General features: G+C 55.7%; 17 protein-coding genes and 1 tRNA gene. 14 read left to right on the forward strand and 4 right to left on the reverse strand.

Translation table 11 applies throughout. From position 1 onward, the window contains the following. Positions 1-39: 39 nt before the first annotated feature. From D7D48_RS09255 to D7D48_RS09270, 4 genes are read left to right on the forward strand one after another with little or no spacing between them, the layout of a single operon-like run. A complete protein-coding gene (locus tag D7D48_RS09255; protein WP_245964424.1) occupies positions 40-660 on the forward strand; it encodes an SCO family protein in 621 nt (206 codons plus the stop codon). A 1-nt stretch (position 661) separates the two neighbouring features. Then, positions 662-1096: a YcgN family cysteine cluster protein gene (locus D7D48_RS09260; RefSeq protein ID WP_125231134.1), complete on the forward strand. Its 435-nt coding sequence runs from the start codon at positions 662-664 to the stop codon at positions 1094-1096. Further along, positions 1065-1787 carry a M48 family metallopeptidase gene (locus tag D7D48_RS09265; RefSeq protein WP_185739835.1) on the forward strand — a complete coding sequence of 241 codons (723 nt, stop codon included), beginning with the start codon at positions 1065-1067 and terminating at the stop codon, positions 1785-1787. The genes D7D48_RS09260 and D7D48_RS09265 overlap by 32 nt, the downstream gene beginning before the upstream one ends. Before the next feature lie 19 nt (positions 1788-1806). Further along, positions 1807-1980 (forward strand): DUF1272 domain-containing protein, encoded by a 174-nt coding sequence (locus D7D48_RS09270; protein ID WP_342769825.1) that lies wholly within the window; start codon positions 1807-1809, stop codon positions 1978-1980. 32 nt (positions 1981-2012) lie between these two features. Here D7D48_RS09270 and D7D48_RS09275 read toward each other — a convergent pair whose 3' ends face one another. Together D7D48_RS09275 and purD are read right to left on the reverse strand one after the other, a co-directional pair. After that, complete coding sequence (locus D7D48_RS09275) at positions 2013-2699, reverse strand: hypothetical protein (protein WP_125231137.1); 687 nt, start codon at positions 2697-2699, stop codon at positions 2013-2015. Between the two features lie 94 nt (positions 2700-2793). Further along, complete coding sequence (gene purD, locus D7D48_RS09280; RefSeq protein ID WP_125231138.1) at positions 2794-4074, reverse strand: phosphoribosylamine--glycine ligase; 1281 nt, start codon at positions 4072-4074, stop codon at positions 2794-2796. Here purD and xseA point away from each other — a divergent pair. From xseA to D7D48_RS09295, 3 genes are read left to right on the forward strand one after another with little or no spacing between them, the layout of a single operon-like run. Then, entirely contained in the window at positions 4073-5482 is a 1410-nt protein-coding gene (gene xseA, locus D7D48_RS09285; protein WP_125231139.1) for an exodeoxyribonuclease VII large subunit, read from the forward strand. The genes purD and xseA overlap by 2 nt on opposite strands. A 44-nt stretch (positions 5483-5526) precedes the next feature. Next, positions 5527-5730 carry a DUF2093 domain-containing protein gene (locus tag D7D48_RS09290; protein ID WP_125231140.1) on the forward strand — a complete coding sequence of 68 codons (204 nt, stop codon included), beginning with the start codon at positions 5527-5529 and terminating at the stop codon, positions 5728-5730. Beyond that, the gene (locus D7D48_RS09295) at positions 5708-6601 is read left to right on the forward strand and encodes a M23 family metallopeptidase (RefSeq protein ID WP_245964425.1); all 894 of its coding nucleotides are present in this window, start codon (positions 5708-5710) and stop codon (positions 6599-6601) included. The genes D7D48_RS09290 and D7D48_RS09295 overlap by 23 nt, the downstream gene beginning before the upstream one ends. A 34-nt stretch (positions 6602-6635) precedes the next feature. Here the strand turns inward: D7D48_RS09295 and D7D48_RS09300 are convergent, their stop codons facing one another. Next, complete coding sequence (locus D7D48_RS09300) at positions 6636-7127, reverse strand: c-type cytochrome (protein WP_245964426.1); 492 nt, start codon at positions 7125-7127, stop codon at positions 6636-6638. Between the two features lie 211 nt (positions 7128-7338). Then, positions 7339-7412: transfer RNA gene (locus D7D48_RS09305), tRNA-Cys, on the reverse strand. A gap of 272 nt (positions 7413-7684) precedes the next feature. Here D7D48_RS09305 and D7D48_RS09310 point away from each other — a divergent pair. From D7D48_RS09310 to D7D48_RS09340, 7 genes are all read left to right on the forward strand, one after another. After that, positions 7685-8269 (forward strand): protein-L-isoaspartate O-methyltransferase family protein, encoded by a 585-nt coding sequence (locus tag D7D48_RS09310; RefSeq protein WP_125231141.1) that lies wholly within the window; start codon positions 7685-7687, stop codon positions 8267-8269. A 17-nt stretch (positions 8270-8286) separates the two neighbouring features. Further along, a complete protein-coding gene (locus D7D48_RS09315) occupies positions 8287-9732 on the forward strand; it encodes a TolC family outer membrane protein (protein ID WP_125231294.1) in 1446 nt (481 codons plus the stop codon). Positions 9733-9752: 20 nt separating this feature from the next. Further along, positions 9753-10169: a DUF2497 domain-containing protein gene (locus tag D7D48_RS09320; protein ID WP_125231142.1), complete on the forward strand. Its 417-nt coding sequence runs from the start codon at positions 9753-9755 to the stop codon at positions 10167-10169. A gap of 77 nt (positions 10170-10246) precedes the next feature. Beyond that, positions 10247-11482 (forward strand): Xaa-Pro dipeptidase, encoded by a 1236-nt coding sequence (locus D7D48_RS09325; protein ID WP_125231143.1) that lies wholly within the window; start codon positions 10247-10249, stop codon positions 11480-11482. A gap of 64 nt (positions 11483-11546) precedes the next feature. Continuing rightward, entirely contained in the window at positions 11547-13610 is a 2064-nt protein-coding gene (locus D7D48_RS09330) for a S9 family peptidase (RefSeq protein ID WP_125231144.1), read from the forward strand. A 66-nt stretch (positions 13611-13676) separates the two neighbouring features. Next, positions 13677-15059 (forward strand): amino acid permease, encoded by a 1383-nt coding sequence (locus tag D7D48_RS09335; protein WP_125231145.1) that lies wholly within the window; start codon positions 13677-13679, stop codon positions 15057-15059. A gap of 84 nt (positions 15060-15143) precedes the next feature. Then, positions 15144-17849, forward strand: coding sequence for a valine--tRNA ligase (locus tag D7D48_RS09340; protein WP_125231146.1), 2706 nt, complete (start codon positions 15144-15146; stop codon positions 17847-17849). Positions 17850-17876 lie beyond the last annotated feature (27 nt).

The raw sequence follows: 17876 nt of genomic DNA on the forward strand, positions 1-17876 counted from the left end.
TTGAATAGTGCATCTTAGCAGACCATGTCTGGCCTCGCTATGAACAAAACATCACTTTTTGCCGCATCGGCCCTTCTGCTCCTATCCGCGTGTGACACTGGTCCCGCGCAATTACCGCTCAGCGAAGCACCGCTGGCAGGAGCCACAATCGGTGGCGATTTTCTGCTGACCGATCAGGATGGCCAAAAGCGTAGTTTTAAAGAATTCGACGGCAAATATCGTATCGTCTATTTTGGTTATACCAATTGCCCCGATATCTGCACGCCAGATATGCAGAACCTCATGGCCGGCCTGAAATCTTTTGAGAAAAAATATCCTGATTTGGCGGACAAGGTCCAACCGATTTTCATTACTGTTGACCCCACACGCGATACAAGTGCGGTGCTGAAACAATTTGTCAGCGCCTTTCATCCGCGCGCGATTGGGCTGACGGGCACAGATAGCGAAATTGCCGAAGCCGCCAAAACATTCGCAATTTACTCCAGCCGGGTCGACGGCAGCTCGCCGGAAAGCTATCTGATGAGCCACAGCCAGACGCCCTATTTGATGGGGCCGAAAGGTGAACCATTGGCAATCATGCCAGCCGATGCCCCCAACACCGATGCCAATGAAGGCACGCCTGATTTAGTTGAAGCCGAACTGGCCAAATGGGTCCGTTAATGTGACCAACGTCCCTTTTTGGGAGGCCCCGATCGACAGCCTCGATCGCGCGCAATGGGAGGCCTTGTGCGACGGGTGCGGCAGATGTTGCCTCAACAAGGTCGAGGACGAAGATACAGGCCGCATCTACCCCACCAATGTCGCCTGCAAATTGCTTGATCTAAAAACCTGCCAATGCTCCGATTATCGGGGACGGAGGGCCATTGTGCCGGAATGTCTCCGGCTCACGCCCAACAAAATCGATGATTATGTCTGGCTGCCGTCAACATGCGCTTATGTGCTCCGTGCGGCAGATAAACCTCTGCCAGAATGGCATTATTTGATCAGCGGAGACCGTCAGACGATACATGATGCTGGCATGTCCGTGCAAAATAAGGCTATATCGGAACTGCATGCTGGACCGCTTGAAAACCATATTATCGAAAAGCCTCTCTGACCCCTCAGTGGTTATCGAAGGCGAGCGTTTGCCCGTGCGCATTCACAGGAACAGCCGCGCCACACGCATTTCCATGCGCGCCGATGCCATCAAACGCGAAATCCGGATCACGATGCCACATTACACGCCCACCAATATCGCGCTCGATTTTGTCGAGAAGAAACGAGAATGGATTGCCACACGGCTGAATAATGTGGCGGAGGCCGCTCCCATTGCTCCAGGCAGCGAAATTGCTGTCGAAGGTGAAGGCCATGTCATCGAATGGCGCGAGGAATGGCCGCGCAGCATCCGTTGCGGTGAGGGTAGATTGCGTCTTGGTGGTCCGGTAGCGTCAGTGGAAGCCCGCATCTTGCGTTGGTTGAAAGCCGAAGCGCGCACCATATTTACCAAGGAAATCGAGCATTATTGCGCCAAGGCAAATGCGCCGATCCCGCGTCTTTCGCTAGGCGACCCGCGGAGCCGTTGGGGCAGTTGTTCAAGCCACGGCACTATTTCCCTGAGCTGGCGGCTAATCATGGCCCCTGTCTATGTGCGCCGTTCTGTTATCGCGCATGAGGTCGCGCACATCCGCCATATGAACCATAGCGCCGATTTTTATGCGTGGCTCGACACGCTGTACGAAGGCAACCGAAAGGCGGCAGACCAATGGCTCAAAATGCATGGGACTGGGTTACAGCGCGTCGGCAGATAGGGAGAAGCCAATGCTTGAAATGCGTGAAACATGCGAACGATGCGAAACACCCCTGCCGATGGACAGCATGGACGCCATGATTTGCAGCTTTGAATGCACCTTTTGCACAGACTGTGTGTCCGGTCCGCTCAAGGGTCATTGCCCCAATTGCAGGGGCAATTTGCAACCACGGCCGAAACGCGTTCAGAAATAAGCGGGCTTAGGTCCTGACCCTAAGGTGAAGACCTAGCTCTTTGCGCCACTTCCCAACGCACCATATTTCTTTTCAAAGCCGGCAATGTCCCCTGCCGCAAGCAATTTGGCTTGGTCGATCCAGTTGTCCCGCGTGATCCGGCCAGCAAAGGCACCCAGCTTCGCATCTATGTCCGCCACATCGGCAGCGGTCCAGCTGGCGACCTGCGCAAAGCTGGTTACACCAAGTCCCTTGAGCAGATTGTTGACCTTGGGGCCCAATCCCTTGATCAGTTCAAGATTTTCGGGGATTGAAGGCGCTGGAGCTGGCTTTGCCGCCTTTGCCTTAGGCGCAGCTTGGGCTTTTGCTTTTTCGGCTTTGGCCTTGGGCGCCTTCTCTACCTTTGCTGCTTCTACCTTTTCAGGTTTCGCTTTTGGCGCTTTTTCCGCTTTTGCCTTTTCCGCAACAGGCTTAGCCGCAGCTTTTGGCGTAGCGCTCTTGGGTGTGGCTTTCTTTTTCGTTGCAGCGCTCTTCGCTGGAGCTTTGGCCTTCTTCGACACTTGGGCCGTGGCTTTAGCAACAGGCATGGCTGGTGGTGCAGGAACCGCCGGCGGCGGCGACATTATGTCATTAGCCGCGCTCTCTGTTTTCTTTTTCGCGCCACCCAAAGGCAGCAACCACCACAATAAGACAGCAACGACAAGAACCGCACCGATGATGACTGGTACATAATTGGACAATGTATTTCTCCCCCGAAGCTCAAAAAACAAGACGTTCAATTACGCCAAAATATGGCCGTGCGAAACTATGAATTCGCCATCTCAAAAATGGACGTTAATCAGTTCCAGATGCCGCTTCGCGCGCGACTTCGCGCCAGCCAATGTCTCTACGACAGAAACCCCTCGGAAAATCGATGCTGTCCACAGCGGCATAGGCTGTGGCTTGCGCCTGCGTAACCGTATCGCCGGTGGCGGTAACATTGAGCACGCGCCCGCCGCTAGCGACCAATTGGCCGCCGACTTCAGCCGTGCCCGCGTGGAATATCTTGGCGTCCTTCACGTCCGCAAGGCTAATAATACCGCCTTTTTCCGGCAAAGCAGGATAGCCATTTGCGGCCATAACAATCGTCAAGGCCGCTTGGTGCGAGAACACAGGAACTTCGGCCTGCGCCAGCGTGCCTGTCGCAACCGCCAGCATCAATGCTGCCAGATCGCCCTCAAAGCGGGTCATCAATACCTGGCATTCGGGGTCACCAAAGCGGGCATTATATTCAATCAGCTTTGGTCCTTCCTCGGTGAGCATCAGCCCTGCAAACAGGACACCTGAATACGGCATGTCATTAGCCGCCATATATGCCACGGTCGGCCGAATGATGCGCTCCATAACTTGTGTCTGCAGTGCATCGGTCAACACAAAGGCAGGCGAATATGCGCCCATCCCGCCGGTATTGGGGCCCGTATCGCCATCGCCCACGCGCTTATGATCCTGCGCTGAACCAAAGGCGACAACATCACGGCCATCGGTCAATGCAAAGAAGCTCGCCTCTTCGCCGGTCATAAATTCTTCAATTACGACAGATGCGCCCGCGTCCCCAAAACCGCCGCCGAACATATCATCGATAGCGGCCTCCGCCTCAGCGCGCGTTTCGGCAATGATGACGCCTTTTCCTGCCGCGAGGCCATCGGCCTTGATAACATAAGGCGCATCGAAGGCATCGAGACCAGCCATGGCCGATGCCTTGCTATCATGCCGCGCATAACCAGCGGTCGGAATGCCCGCCGCCGCGCACATATCTTTGGTAAAGCCTTTTGAACCTTCCAACTGCGCGGCTTTTTGGTTGGGGCCAAAGACCGCAATACCCGCATCGCGCAAGCTGTCGCCTAAGCCGCTGACCAATGGGGCCTCAGGTCCTACAACAACCAAGCCAATATCATGGACCTCACAAAAGCTAATGACTGCGCCGTGATCAGAAAAATTGAGATCCACCAACTCTGCGTCTTGCGCAATCCCGGGATTGCCCGGCGCTGCAAAGAGTGTATCGCAATTTGGCGATTGCGCGAGCTTCCATGCCAGCGCATGTTCGCGACCGCCCGAACCGATGAGCAATATATTCATGTCCGCAAATGACCCCTTTGAAACTGCCGACCCGCAAGTCGCTCGCCTGTTAGCCGAGGAGCGGCCCGGCGACAATGCCCAGGCGATGAGCGTGTCGGAACTGTCACTTGCCCTGAAACGCACCGTTGAGGATCGTTTCGGCCATGTCCGCGTACGCGGAGAGATCTCTGGTTTCAAACGCGCGGCATCTGGACATATCTATTTCTGTTTGAAAGACGATAATGCGCGGCTCGATGCCGTGATGTGGAAGGGCGGCGCTGCCCGCCTGCCCTTCGCGCCGGAGGACGGGCTTGAGGTCGTCGCCACGGGCAAGCTCACGACATATGCGGGGCGTTCCAATTATCAAATCGTCGTCGATAGCCTTGAGGTAGCCGGCGAAGGCGCGATGATGCTTTTGTTCGAAAAGCTGAAAGCGCGGCTCGCGGCAGAAGGTCTGTTTGCGCCGGAACGTAAAAAGAAGCTGCCGCCGCTGCCCCGCACTATCGGCGTGGTCACATCCCCCACGGGCGCAGTCATCCGGGACATTTTGCATCGGTTGGCCGACCGTTTCCCCACACATGTCATCGTCTGGCCCGTATTGGTGCAAGGTGAAGGCGCCGCTGCCCAAATCGCGCGTGCGGTCAATGGATTTTCGGCAATGCCGCAAAATGGTCCGGCCACGCGCCCCGACCTTGTGATTGTCGCGCGTGGTGGCGGGTCGATTGAGGATTTATGGGCCTTTAACGATGAAGCCGTCGTCCGTGCAGTCGCCGATTGTACAATACCGATTATCTCAGCAGTCGGACATGAAACCGACACCACCTTATGCGATTTTGCAGCGGATTTGCGGGCGCCAACGCCGACCGCCGCTGCTGAAATCGCAGTTCCCGTGCGCAACGACCTGTTGCAGCGCGTCGGGCAATTAGGCCTGCGCATGGCGAATAGTGTGCGCAAGCATGTTGACCTAGCCGCCGAACGGCTTGAGGCGCAACGCCGTCTGATGCCGCGCCTGTCCGACCTTGCCGCGCCGCACCAGTTACGCACCGATGATCTGGCCGAACGTCTGCGCCAGTCGCTGCGCACACGCGTTGGCAAGGCGGAAATTGCCTATTCGGGGCCAGCGATGATGTTGCACCCGCGCCTTTTAACCCGCCGCGTCGAGCAAGGGCAGCAACGGTTGGATGCACTTACCCGCCTTGCCGGCAGCCTGCATCCCGAAGCGCCGCTGAAACGCGGCTTTGCCCGCGTGACAGATGCGGATGGCAAAACAATTATGTCGCGGGCCGCAGCGGTAAAGGCGGGCGACGTGACCTTGCGATTCGTCGATGGCGAAGTGGGCGGCGTGGTTCACGGCGCTGCATCGCCGCGATCATCAACGCCCAAAGCAACGTCGCCAACGGTCAATCAAGGCAATCTTTTCGACGGCTGACGCGACGCATTGCCCATTGCGCGACGATGCGTCATAATGCGCCCATGCTGATGTCTTCAAAAAACAAAGTTGCCCGCCTGCATTATATGGCAAATAACTTCCGCATGCTCACCGCAGGCGACCATGTTATCTGCGCGGTGACCGGACAGGCCATTGCGCTGGATGAGCTGCGTTACTGGAGCGTTGTCAAGCAGGAGCCTTATGTAAGCGCAGAGGCATCCACCCGTGCGGCATTGGCCAAAGGCTGAACACTTGCTGCGCACCAACTGGTTTTTGCGCGCATCCATTTCGGCTTTCCTCAGTCTCGTCTGTGTTGCCTATCCGGTTTCTGCAGGGCCGCAGGTCCCGCCCCATATTAGCCCAGCAGAGTTCTGGATGTCCGGCGCTGCTGTTCAAGGCGGCTTAGTTATCGGCCGCGCGCCTGAAGGAACACACAGCCTGTTTTTAAACGACACGCCGTTAGAGCTTAGTCCCGACGGCTTCTTCCTTATAGGTTTTGATCGTGACGCCCCGATGCAGGCCAATTTGGTCGCGATACATGCCGACGGCCGCAAGATCGAGCGCAATATCGCCATCGCTCCGGGCAATTGGCGCATCGAAAATGTTGCCGCGAACATTACCGGCGGCGCAAAAAGTTCCGCCGAATTTCAGGCACGGCGCAGCGAAGAGCTTACGCAGATTGCGTCCGCACGCGCCGTCCGCAGCGATAGTGCAGGCTGGCGTCAAACATTCATCCGCCCCGTGTCAGGCCGCATATCAGGGCTATTTGGCGCGCAGCGCATCTATAACGGCACGCCAGGAAGCTATCATAATGGCATGGACATCGCTGCGCCCACGGGCCGGGATTTCGTTGCACCTGCCGACGGCGTCGTCACCCTTGCCGCCAATGATGCCTTCACCTTGGAAGGGCATTTGTTGATGATTGATCATGGCATGGGTTTGAACAGTGCGTTTCTGCACGCGTCCGAATTGCTAGTCAAAGAGGGTGACCGAGTAAAACAAGGCCAAGTCATCGGCCGTGTTGGTGCTACGGGCAGAGCAAGTGGGCCGCATTTACACTGGGGCATGAAATGGAACAGCGCCAGAATTGATCCAAAGTTGCTGCTGCCGTCTGGTTAACGCGGCACTTTTAACTATTCCTCGAACTGCAATATTAATAAGGCTTTTCGAGATACGCGATCAGGTCTGCACGCTTTTGCGGATCTGGAAGGCCCGCGTAGATCATCTTGGTCTGCGGAATGACGCGCTGTGGCTTTTCCAGAAACTGAAACAGTTTTTCCTTGGTCCAGACGAAACCGGCGCCCGCATTTGCTGCAGAATATGTATATCCTGGAACTGTTCCGGCCGTACGCCCGATTATATTATTTAGGGAGGGGCCAATTTTGTTCACGCCAGCGTCCGTAACATGGCACGTGCGGCATTGTGCGAACGCCTGCTTGCCGTTGGCGGCATTGCCGGTGAAGTTAGCCAAAATAGTGCCATCAAGCGTGCTTATGTCGGTGGCCGCAAGCGGACCGGCAGGTGCGGTCGGAGCCGAAGCCTCTGCCTGTGTGGACGTTTCCGTTTCACCTTCCGAACCACCCGAGCATGCGGCAAGCACTGCCGATAAAGCTAGCAGGCCAGCGATTGCTTTCATGTTGACCATAGATTCTCCTGTCGCGTCTTTATTGGCCAGTTAGCCAATGATTTACCCACTCATCTCGGTGAAGGATTAGCCCACTACATTTCCCATGGAAAGGCCATTCAGCAGGCATATCCAAGCTTTTTTACCTATGCGTTTTTTGTCGGCTCAGGCGCTGACGACATGAGTAGATTTAGAGCAAGAGGCGAGATGCAGCAGAATAAGTAAAAATTGTTGGAGGCCCGAGCCGGAATCGAACCGGCGTGCAAGGATTTGCAGTCCTCTGCGTCACCACTCCGCCATCGGGCCCCTGAACAATAACTTGCCTGAACAGCAATGCCATTATGTGGTGAAGGCGGGCGTTTAGCGGCTTGGCCAATTCAATGCAACTGGCAATCTGGTACCTTGTGCCCCGACCGCCACAAGCTTTAAAAAAGTTGCTATTTGCAACCCGAAATCGGCTGTTTGTCTGAATCCCGCTTGGCGTAACGGACAAGGCTGGCTAGAACCAGACTCAAAGGCTGTATTGCGTTTGCAATACAGCTATGCCAAATGGCAAGCAAGTTAGTGGAAATATTCCGATGGAATCAGTGAATTTTGAAGAAATGCGGCGGTCTATGGTGGACAGCCAGCTGCGCACAAGTGGCGTAACCGACTTATGGGTGCTGTCGGCCATGGGTAGCATCCCACGTGAGGATTTCGTACCCCTCACCCATCGATCCACGGCCTATATGGACCGATCAATTGCGCTGGATGGTGGATTCGTCCTCAGCCCTAGCGTGTCTACCGCGCTGCTGCTTCAGGCAGCTGATGTGCGCGCAGACGATCATGTTTTGTTGGTTGGCAAAGAGGATGGCTATGTTGCCGCGATTTTGCGCACACGGGTGAGCGCTCTCCTTTCTGTCACGCCGGACAATGTTGCAGCGGCGCAATCATCGGCTCCATATTCGTTAATTGTCATTGACGGCGCAGCAGAAGAGCTGCCTGCCGCGTTGGTAAATCTTGCTGCCGACGGTGCGCGATTGGTGACTGGTATCATTGAAGGTGCGGTGACGCGCCTGGCCAAGGGCTATGTTCACAAGGGAAATATTGCGTTGAAATCATTTGAAGATAGCGAAATTGCCCCATTGCCGGCTTTTGCACGCAAACCGGAGTTCGTATTTTGAGCGCTCGGTGTCTATTCATGGTCGCCTTGCTGGCGTCCACAGGATTGGCCGTACCTGCCAATGCGGACACTTTGCGTGACGCCTTGTTGTCTGCATATGAAACCAATCCCAACCTAACCGCAGCACGGCAGGGACAGCGCGCAACCAATGAAGGCGTTCCTTTGGCAAAGGCCAATGGTCGTCCGGATATCACGGTGCAACCAACCTATGTCGAAAATATCCTTCAGGACAGCGGCGGCTCCGTAGTTCAAGCCCGTGGTATCAACATTAACGGCACCATTTCAGCGCCCTTATATGCGGGTGGAGGCATTAGAAATGCAGTGCGTGCGGCGGAAAACCGGGTTGAGGCCGGCTTTGCCAATTTGCGTGGCACAGAAAGCGCCATCTTCTCGGCGGTGGTCGGCGCGTACATGGACGTCATTCGCGATGAATCGATTGTTGATTTGAACCGCGCGCAGGTTGGCGTGCTATCCGTCAATCTGGATGCCACGCGTGACCGGTTTGAAATCGGTGACTTGACCCGCACCGACGTTGCCCAGTCTGAAGCGCGCCTTGCTCTGGCAACGAGCAATCTGGAAACAGCCCGCGCCAATCTGATCCGTTCGAAAGAAATCTATATCCAATTGGTCGGACGCGAGCCCGGGCAGTTGCAGGCGCCGCCGCCACTGCCCAATTTGCCGTCAACGCCAGACAGCGCAGTGGCCGTAGCATTGGACAGCAATCCGGATTTGATCGCCGCGCGCGAAACGCGCGAGGCCGCCCGTTTTGATCGCCGCGCTGCAAATGCATCGCGTCTGCCCACAATCAGCGTCTTTACGTCCCAATCTTATTCCAACGCGTTGAATTCGATTTCTTCGAATATTCCGGGTTTTGTTGCAGACAACAGTTCCTTAAATGCCCAAGCGGGTGTTCGTGCGACTTTACCCTTGTATCAAGGCGGGCAACCCGCAGCGCAAATTCGACAGGCGCAAGCCCGGCTTGGCCAAGCGCAAGAATTGGAAATCGCTGCTGAGCGGGAAGTGATTGCGCAGACCCGCGCCGCTTACGCCAGTTGGCGGGCTGCCCTTGACGTCATCGCTGCCTCCGAACGCGCGGTGTCGGCAAATGAATTGTCGCTGGAAGGGACGCGCGCCGAAAATGGCGTTGGTAACCGCACCATATTGGACATATTGAACGCTGAGCAAGAATTGCTGAACAGTAAGGTTCAACTCGTCGCCGCACGCCGTAACGCTTATGTCGCTGGTTTCACTTTGTTGGCCGCAATGGGTAAAGCCGAGGCGCGCGACTTGGGCCTTGAAGGCGGCACATTATACGATCCTGTCGCTGATTATCAAAAAGTGGACGGCGGATGGAACGACTGGTCATCACAGCCAGATCCCGTAACCAAATCGACCCGGACCGTTGACACGGCTGCGCAAAAGGCAGAGATAGAGCCAATTGTTACCGACAGCAGAAACCGGTAATTTACGTAAGGGCTGAAAATATGGCTGACAGCCGAAACGAACCTTCAATGGATGAAATCTTGGCCTCGATCAAACGCATCATCGCCGATGATGACCGCAATCGTCCCGCCAGAAAGTCCGCCTCAAAATCCGCTGCGGTGGATGCCGAGCAAGACGAAGTCCTTGAGCTAACCGACGCCGATGACAATGCCGGCAGCGGCGAAGTTTTACTGGATACCAATAAAGCGCAGAGCCTGCGCCACAGCTTTTCCGCGTTGCAAACCCTGGCTGAACCTGGCGCAGCACCGCAAATTGTTCGGTCTGGTGAAACGTCGCTTGAAGGGCTTACGCGCGACCTGTTGCGTCCGATGTTAAAAGATTGGCTCGACACCCATTTGCCTCCTATCGTCGAGGCGATGGTGGAACGCGAAATCACGCGCATCACCAAAAAAGGGTGACGAAGGCCGTGCGCTTTTGGAGCCATGATGTGGTTAGCGCGCACAAATTGACATCATTGGCAGCGTTTTTGATCTGCATGGCGGCTCCCGTGCAAGCGTCCGACCTATATGTTGCCACGGGCAAGATTGTGGATGTTCGGGCGGGTACCGTTCTCACCGATCAATGTATTAGTATCACCGGCGACAGGATAACGGCCTTCGCACCCTGCGGCGCGACACCCAAGGGCGCGAAACGGGTGGATTGGACCGCGTTCACCGTTCTACCCGGCTTGATTGACCTGCACACCCATTTGGCAGATGCAGGACAAAGCGCGGACCTCGCGCTGCCTATCAAAACATCACCTGCGGCAACCGCCTTGTTAGGCGCGCATAATGCTCGGCTGACGTTAGAGGCTGGTTTCACGACGGTTCGTGATGTCGGCACATATCGGGGACTAACCGATGTAGCCTTGCGTGATGCGATCAACGCGGGTCATGTTCCTGGGCCACGCATGTTCGTTTCCGGTGCCTATATCACCCTGCCCAAGGGTGGCGGCGAATTGAACGGCGTTGTGCCCAATGAAGAATTGCCGACTGACATGCGGCTTGGCATTGCCAGCACGCCCGCAGAAGCTGCAGCAAAGACAGAATTCCTTATCGAACAAGGCGCTGACTTTATTAAAACCATCGCCACGGGCGCAGTGCTTGCCATCGGCACCGAACCTGGCGAACCAGAGCTTAGCGAAGCGCAACTGCGCGCGGCCGTGCAAACCGCAAAGGCAAAGGGCAGATTCGTCACCGCACATGCCCATGGCGCGGTTGGTATCAAAAACGCGATCCGCGCAGGCGTACGTTCCATCGAACATGCCAGCCTGATTGACGATGAAGCATTGGCCATGGCGAAAGCCAGCGGCACATGGCTGGTGATGGATATATATAATGGCGATTATATTGACGACATCGGGACGCGCGAGAAATGGCCTGAAGAATATCTCCGCAAAAACCGTGAGACCACGGATGTGCAGCGCGCCCGCTTTAGTCAGGCCGTCAAAATGGGCGTCAATATTGCGTATGGCACCGACAGCGGCGTCTATCCGCACGGACAAAATGGTCGGCAATTTGCTTATATGGTCCGTTACGGCATGACCCCGATGCAAGCCATTCAAAGCGCAACGGTCCGCGCGGCAGAATTATTGGGCAAAGACGACGAACTCGGCAGCATCGCACCCGGGCGCTTTGCCGATCTTGTCGCGGTGGACGGAGATCCTTTGAACGACATCCGTATTTTGGAAAATGTCGCCCATGTTATGAAGGGCGGCAACATAGTCCGCTAAATACCCAGCGCTTGTCCGTGTAAACTTCTTGCTTGCCTGCTGTGCGCTGACTAGCGTGCGATGTATGAAAAAAGCCTTCTTTCTCACCGCCCTTTTGGGCACGTCTGCCATCTCGCTTGGCGCCCTCTCCACAGGTGCCATGGCTCGCCCCATGACCGAGACCGATCTCGTGATGATGAAGCGACTGTCGGCGGTTGCGGCGTCGCCCGATGGGCAAATGATCGCGTATCAGTTGCGCGAGACCGATTTGGCGGCGAACAAGGGCAAGACGGATCTGTATATGCTGAAGCTCGGCACCGCTGATGCGCAGCCGGTGATGTTCGCCTCAACGCCTGACAAAAATGAACATGACCCTGCTTTTTCACCCGACAGCAAAAGCATCTATTATATTAGCAACCAAAGCGGGTCGGACCAAATTTGGCGCTATGACATTGCATCGGCCACAGCCACGCAAGCGAGCGATTTCAAGGCTGATGTCAGCGGCTTCAAAATCTCCCCCAATGGAAAAAACTTTGCCATCTGGGGCGACATTGCCCGCGATTGCATGGAATTTGGCTGCGACACGGATGGCGATACGTCAAAACCGGGCCCTGGAACGGGCCGCGTATATGATCAGCTAATGGTTCGGCATTGGGACCAATGGGAAACGCCGGGCAATTATAGCCGCCTGTTCACCGTTGCGCTCGGCGCAGACGGCACACTTGGTACGTCGGCGGCAGCGATGGACGGAACGCTTGTCGGCGATGCGCCAACAAAGCCCTTTGGCGGCGGCGAAGAAATAAGCTGGAGCGCGGACAGCAGCGCAGTGCTATTCACCCTGCGTTTTTCCGATGCCCAAGAAGCCAAATCCACCAATCTGGATATTTACCGCTCGGCGCTCGGCAAGGCCAAGCCAGTCAACATGACTGCTGATAACGCCGGCATGGACACAACACCGGTCGCATCCCCCGATGGCAAATATCTGGCATGGACATCAATGGCGCGCGCGACCTATGAAGCCGACCGGTTGGTTGTCAAGCTGATGGACCTGAAGAGTGGTAAAGTCATAGCACTCACGGAAAAATGGGACCGTTCGGTCGGCTCGCTTGCATGGGCCGCCGACAGCAAAAGCCTTCTCGCCACCGCGCAGGATGTTTTGGAAACCCCGCTGTTCCGCATCGACCTGAATGGTAAAGTCACACGCCTGACCGATCGCGGCAATATCGCTGAGGCCGTGCCGCTTAAAAATGGTGGCGTGGTCTATGCGATCAACAGCATCGCCGGACCGTCTGACCTTATCCATATGGATGCCAAGGGCAGAACGACCCGCCTGACCAATGTCAACGCCGACACGCTCGCGATGCTTGATCCCGTCAATTACCAACAGTTTAACTTTGCCGGGGCCAATGGCGACCAAGTCTATGGCCAGATCGTCAAGCCACAGGGCGCAACGGGTAAGCTGCCCGTCCTGTTACTCGTCCATGGCGGGCCGCAGGGTACGTTTAACAACAACTGGTCCTATAGATGGAACCCCGCCGTCATGGCGGCCCAAGGCTATGCCGTGGTCAGCATCGATTTTCATGGGAGCACTGGCTACGGCCAAAAATTCACCGACAGCATCAACAAAAATTGGGGCGGTTGGCCGCTCGAAGATTTGCAAAAGGGCATGGATGCCGTTGGCAAGATCGATACGCAGCTTGATACCGCCAATGCCTGCGCGCTCGGCGGCTCTTATGGCGGCTATATGATGAACTGGATTTCGGGCAATTGGCCCGACCGTTTTAAGTGCCTTGTCAACCATGCCGGTATCTTTGACCTGCGCGCCATGGCCTATGAAACCGAAGAATTATGGTTCGACCAATGGGACAATGGCGGACCATGGACCACCCGCAGTGACGCGGAAAAATGGAACCCGGTCAACCATGTCACCAAATGGAAAACGCCAACTTTGGTGATTCATGGCGAGAAAGATTATCGCATCCCTTATTCACAGTCGCTGGCCGCCTTTACGGCATTGCAGCAGCAAGGCGTGGAATCGAAATTGCTGGTATTTCCCGATGAAAATCACTGGGTGTTGAAGCCAAAGAATTCGGTCCAATGGCACCGGACGGTGTTTGATTGGGTGGGTAAATATCTGAAGGGTAAGTGAGCCGACAATGATAGGCGTCGGCCCAGCAAAGGCCTGCGCTGGTGCGACGTTAAATAAGGGGGGAATATGACGAACATTGCGCATAATGTCGCAACCGAAACCAATGGCGGGGCTGAACTGTCGCGCAGTTTGAAGTCGCGACATGTTTCGATGATTGCCATTGGCGGCATTATTGGTGCGGGGCTGTTCGTCGGCTCCTCCACCACAATCAGCCAGGCTGGTCCCGCCGCCGTCTTCTCCTTTGCCATTGCCGGGTTCATCATTTTGCTGGTCATGCGCATGATCTCCGAAATGGCGATTGCCGTGGACGGTGTGCAAACCTTCCCTGACTTCGCCCGTGCGGGCCTTGGTCATTTGGCGGGTTTTATGTCCGGCTGGCTTTATTGGTATTTCTGGGTCGTTGTCGTCGCGATTGAGGCGATTGCTGGCGCGCAAATCTTACATGGCTGGTTTCCTGCCGTGCCCGAACTTGGCATCGGCATTGCTCTGATGGCGATTTTGACCGCGGTAAACCTAATGTCGGCGCGCGCTTATGGTGAGTTTGAATTCTGGTTTTCGTCGATCAAAGTCGCCGCGATCATTGTGTTCATTCTAATCTGCGCCGCATGGGCCTTTGGCCTAACCTCCGGTAGCGGTTCGACCTTTGGCAATTTAACGGCGCATGATGGCTTTGTTCCCAATGGCTGGGGCGTTGTGCTGGCGGCAGCCACCTCGACCATATTCAGCCTTGTTGGTGCCGAAATCGCGACCATTGCAGCTGCCGAATCCGAAGAGCCTTCCAAAGTCATTGGCCGCATGACCGTGTCGGTCACGATGCGTATCCTTATCTTCTATGTGCTGTCGATCTTCCTCATCGTGTCCGTCGTGCCATGGACCGAGATTGTACCCAAGGTGTCGCCCTTTGCCACCACGCTTGCCTATATGGGCTTGCCAGCGGGTCAGTTTATTATGGAAGCTGTGGTTTTGGTCGCCGTGCTGTCATGTCTGAACTCCGGCCTATATGTCACCTCACGCGCTTTGTTCGGCCTCGCGAAGCATAAGGACGCGCCGCTATGGCTGGTGCAGGTCAACAATCGCAAAGTGCCGGCGCGCGCCATCTTGATCGCCAGCCTATTTAGCTATGTCGCGCTCGCCGCCGACGCGGTGTCACGCGATGTGGTGTTCAGCTTCCTGATCAATAGCTGCGGCGTGACCATGCTTCTTCTGTATCTTATGACATCTGGCGCACAGCTGAAGCTGCGCCGTAAATATGAGGCGGAGGCCCCAGAACGGCTACAAATCAAAATGTGGTTTCACCCTTTTGGCACTTATATCGCGATGGCGGCGATGCTGGTCATCTTGGTCGCAAAGGGCCTAGATCCAGCAGCGTCGCAGGAATTGTGGTTGAGCCTGCTCGTCGCGGGTGGCTTTGCAGCGGCCTTCTTTATTTTTAGGCGTCGGGTGGCATAGCCGCCCCCGTCATCTTACACTTGTTTTGGCGAGACGCGCCGTGAGGGTTTCCCTTTCTGGCGCGGCTCGTTATGGCACACAACCATGACTATCGATAAGACTTTCGACCCCGCCGCGATTGAGGCGAAATGGTATGCGCATTGGGAAGCCACTGGCGCATTTCGTCCTGATCGCCCCCATGCAGAGCCTTACACAATCGTGAACCCGCCGCCCAATGTGACGGGCAGCTTGCACATCGGCCATGCGCTCGACAACACCTTGCAGGATATCCTCATTCGCCATGCGCGTTTGCAGGGCAAGGATGCGTTATGGGTCGTCGGTACGGACCATGCGGGCATTGCGACACAGATGGTCGTCGAGCGGCAGTTGAACGCGCGTCAGCAAAAACGCACCGATTTCACCCGTGACGAATTTGTCGCCAAGGTGTGGGAATGGAAAGCGGAAAGCGGCGGAGAAATTACTGGCCAGTTGCGCCGCCTTGGCTGTTCCATGGATTGGGAGAATGAACGCTTCACCATGGATGAAGGCTTTTCAAAGGCTGTCATCAAGGTGTTTGTCGATCTTTATAACCAAGGCCTGCTGTACCGCGACAAGCGCCTCGTCAACTGGGATCCCGGCCTAAAAACCGCGATTTCGGATCTTGAGGTCGAAACGCGCGAGATCAATGGCAAATTCTGGCATTTCAAATATCCGTTAGAGGATGGCAGCGGCTTTATTAGCGTTGCCACCACGCGGCCTGAAACGATGCTGGCCGATATGGCCGTCGCGGTGAACCCGGCGGATGAACGTTATGCGCATCTGGTGGGCAAAAATGTCCGCTTGCCGATCACGGGTCGTTTGATCCCCATTGTCACTGACGAACATGCCGACCCCGAATTGGGTTCCGGCGCCGTGAAAATTACGCCGGGACATGATTTCAACGACTTTGAAGTTGGCAAGCGCGCCGGTTTCAAAGCGAGCGACATGTTCAACATGCTCGACGGCGAAGGCCGCGTCGTGCAGACCGCCGATGGACTTATTCCAGCCGAATATATCGGACAATATCGCTTTGGCATCGAAGGCGAACCGACCAACGCCCGCAAGATGGTCGTCGAAGCGATGGACGCCTTGGGCCTGCTTGAAAAAGTCGAAGACCGCGTCATCCAAACCCCCTTTGGCGACCGGTCAGGTCAAGTGATTGAGCCATGGTTGACCGACCAATGGTATGTCGACGCCGAAACACTTGCCAAGCCAGCCATCGAAGCCGCGCGCAAAGGCAAGGCCAATGGCGGTTTCGATATCGTGCCGAAATCTTGGGAAAAAACCTATTTTAACTGGATGGAAAATATCCAGCCATGGTGCGTTTCGCGCCAGCTATGGTGGGGGCACCAGATACCGGCATGGTTTGCCGCCGATGGCACATGCTATGTCGCCGAAACCGAAGAGGCCGCGCAGGCGCTTGCAGGCGCGGGCGTCGAACTGACGCGTGATCCCGACGTCCTAGACACTTGGTTCTCGTCCGCGCTTTGGCCGTTTGGCACTTTGGGTTGGCCGGACGATGCGGGCGCGGATTCTCAAACTATGCTCAACCGCCATTACCCCAATGATGTGCTGATTTCCGGTTTTGACATATTGTTTTTCTGGGATGCGCGGATGGCGATGCAGGGCATTCACTTCATGAAAGAAGTGCCTTGGAAAACGCTCTATCTGCACGGCCTTGTCCGCGCGGCGGATGGTAGCAAAATGTCGAAGTCAAAGGGCAATACGGTCGATCCATTGGGCCTGATTGACCAATATGGCGCGGATGCTTTGCGCTTCTTCATGGCGGCTATGGAAAGCCAAGGCCGCGACATTAAAATGGATGAAAGCCGCGTTGCAGGGTACCGTAATTTTGCAACCAAGCTGTGGAACGCCGCGCGCTTTGCGCAATCCAACGGCATAAGCGGGTCGCACAGTGTTGACGCGCCAAAGGCCGAGTTGGCGGTCAACCGCTGGATCATTGGCGAAGTTGTCAGCACCGTTCAAAAGCTGAACAAAGCGTTTGCCGAGTTCCGTTTCGACGGCATGGCCGATGTGCTGTACCATTTCGTCTGGGACCAATTCTGCGATTGGTATCTCGAACTGATCAAACCCGCTTTCGTCGATGGCGAAAAGCAGGACATGGACGAAGAGTCGAAGGTCGTCGCCGGATGGGTGCTGGACCAGATCTTGGTGATGCTGCATCCGTTCATGCCGTTTATTTCCGAAGAATTATGGCATGCGCTGGCCGACCCCGCCTGCCCAAGGGAATATGATGTCATTCATGCCAAATGGCCGGAGCCGTTGGCAGATGTTGATACTGAGGCGAAGGCTGAGATTGAGTGGCTGGTTGAAATTATATCAAAAGTCAGAGCAGCGAAAAATGATCTTGGAATTTCCCCAGGAACAAAAATGGGCGGCGCTTTCATGAAAGTAGGAGAAAAAGCCGTCTGGTTCGTCAAAGATCAGCATTCAGCTATTTCGCGTTTGGCGCGGCTAGATCTAGATTCTGAGTGGGAACCTTCGAGCGCAGCCAAAATACAGGTCGTTGTTGGCGATAGCATCTTGGTGATAAAGCTCGATGGAGCGATCGACCTCGACGCCGAGCGCAGCCGGATTAGCAAAGCCATTGAGGCCGCCACCAAAGAGCGTGATGCGCTCGCAGGGCGCTTGTCCAATGCGGCGTTTGTGGAAAAAGCAAAGCCCGAAGCCGTGGAAAAAGCCCGGGCGGACCATGCTGAGAAAGCTGCCGAGGCCGAGCGGCTGACGGCGGCGTTAAAGCGGTTGGGATGACTGCCGTACTGACCATTAACAGCGAAG

Source organism: Sphingorhabdus wooponensis (genome assembly GCF_003933235.1).
Lineage (GTDB): Bacteria > Pseudomonadota > Alphaproteobacteria > Sphingomonadales > Sphingomonadaceae > Sphingorhabdus_B > Sphingorhabdus_B wooponensis.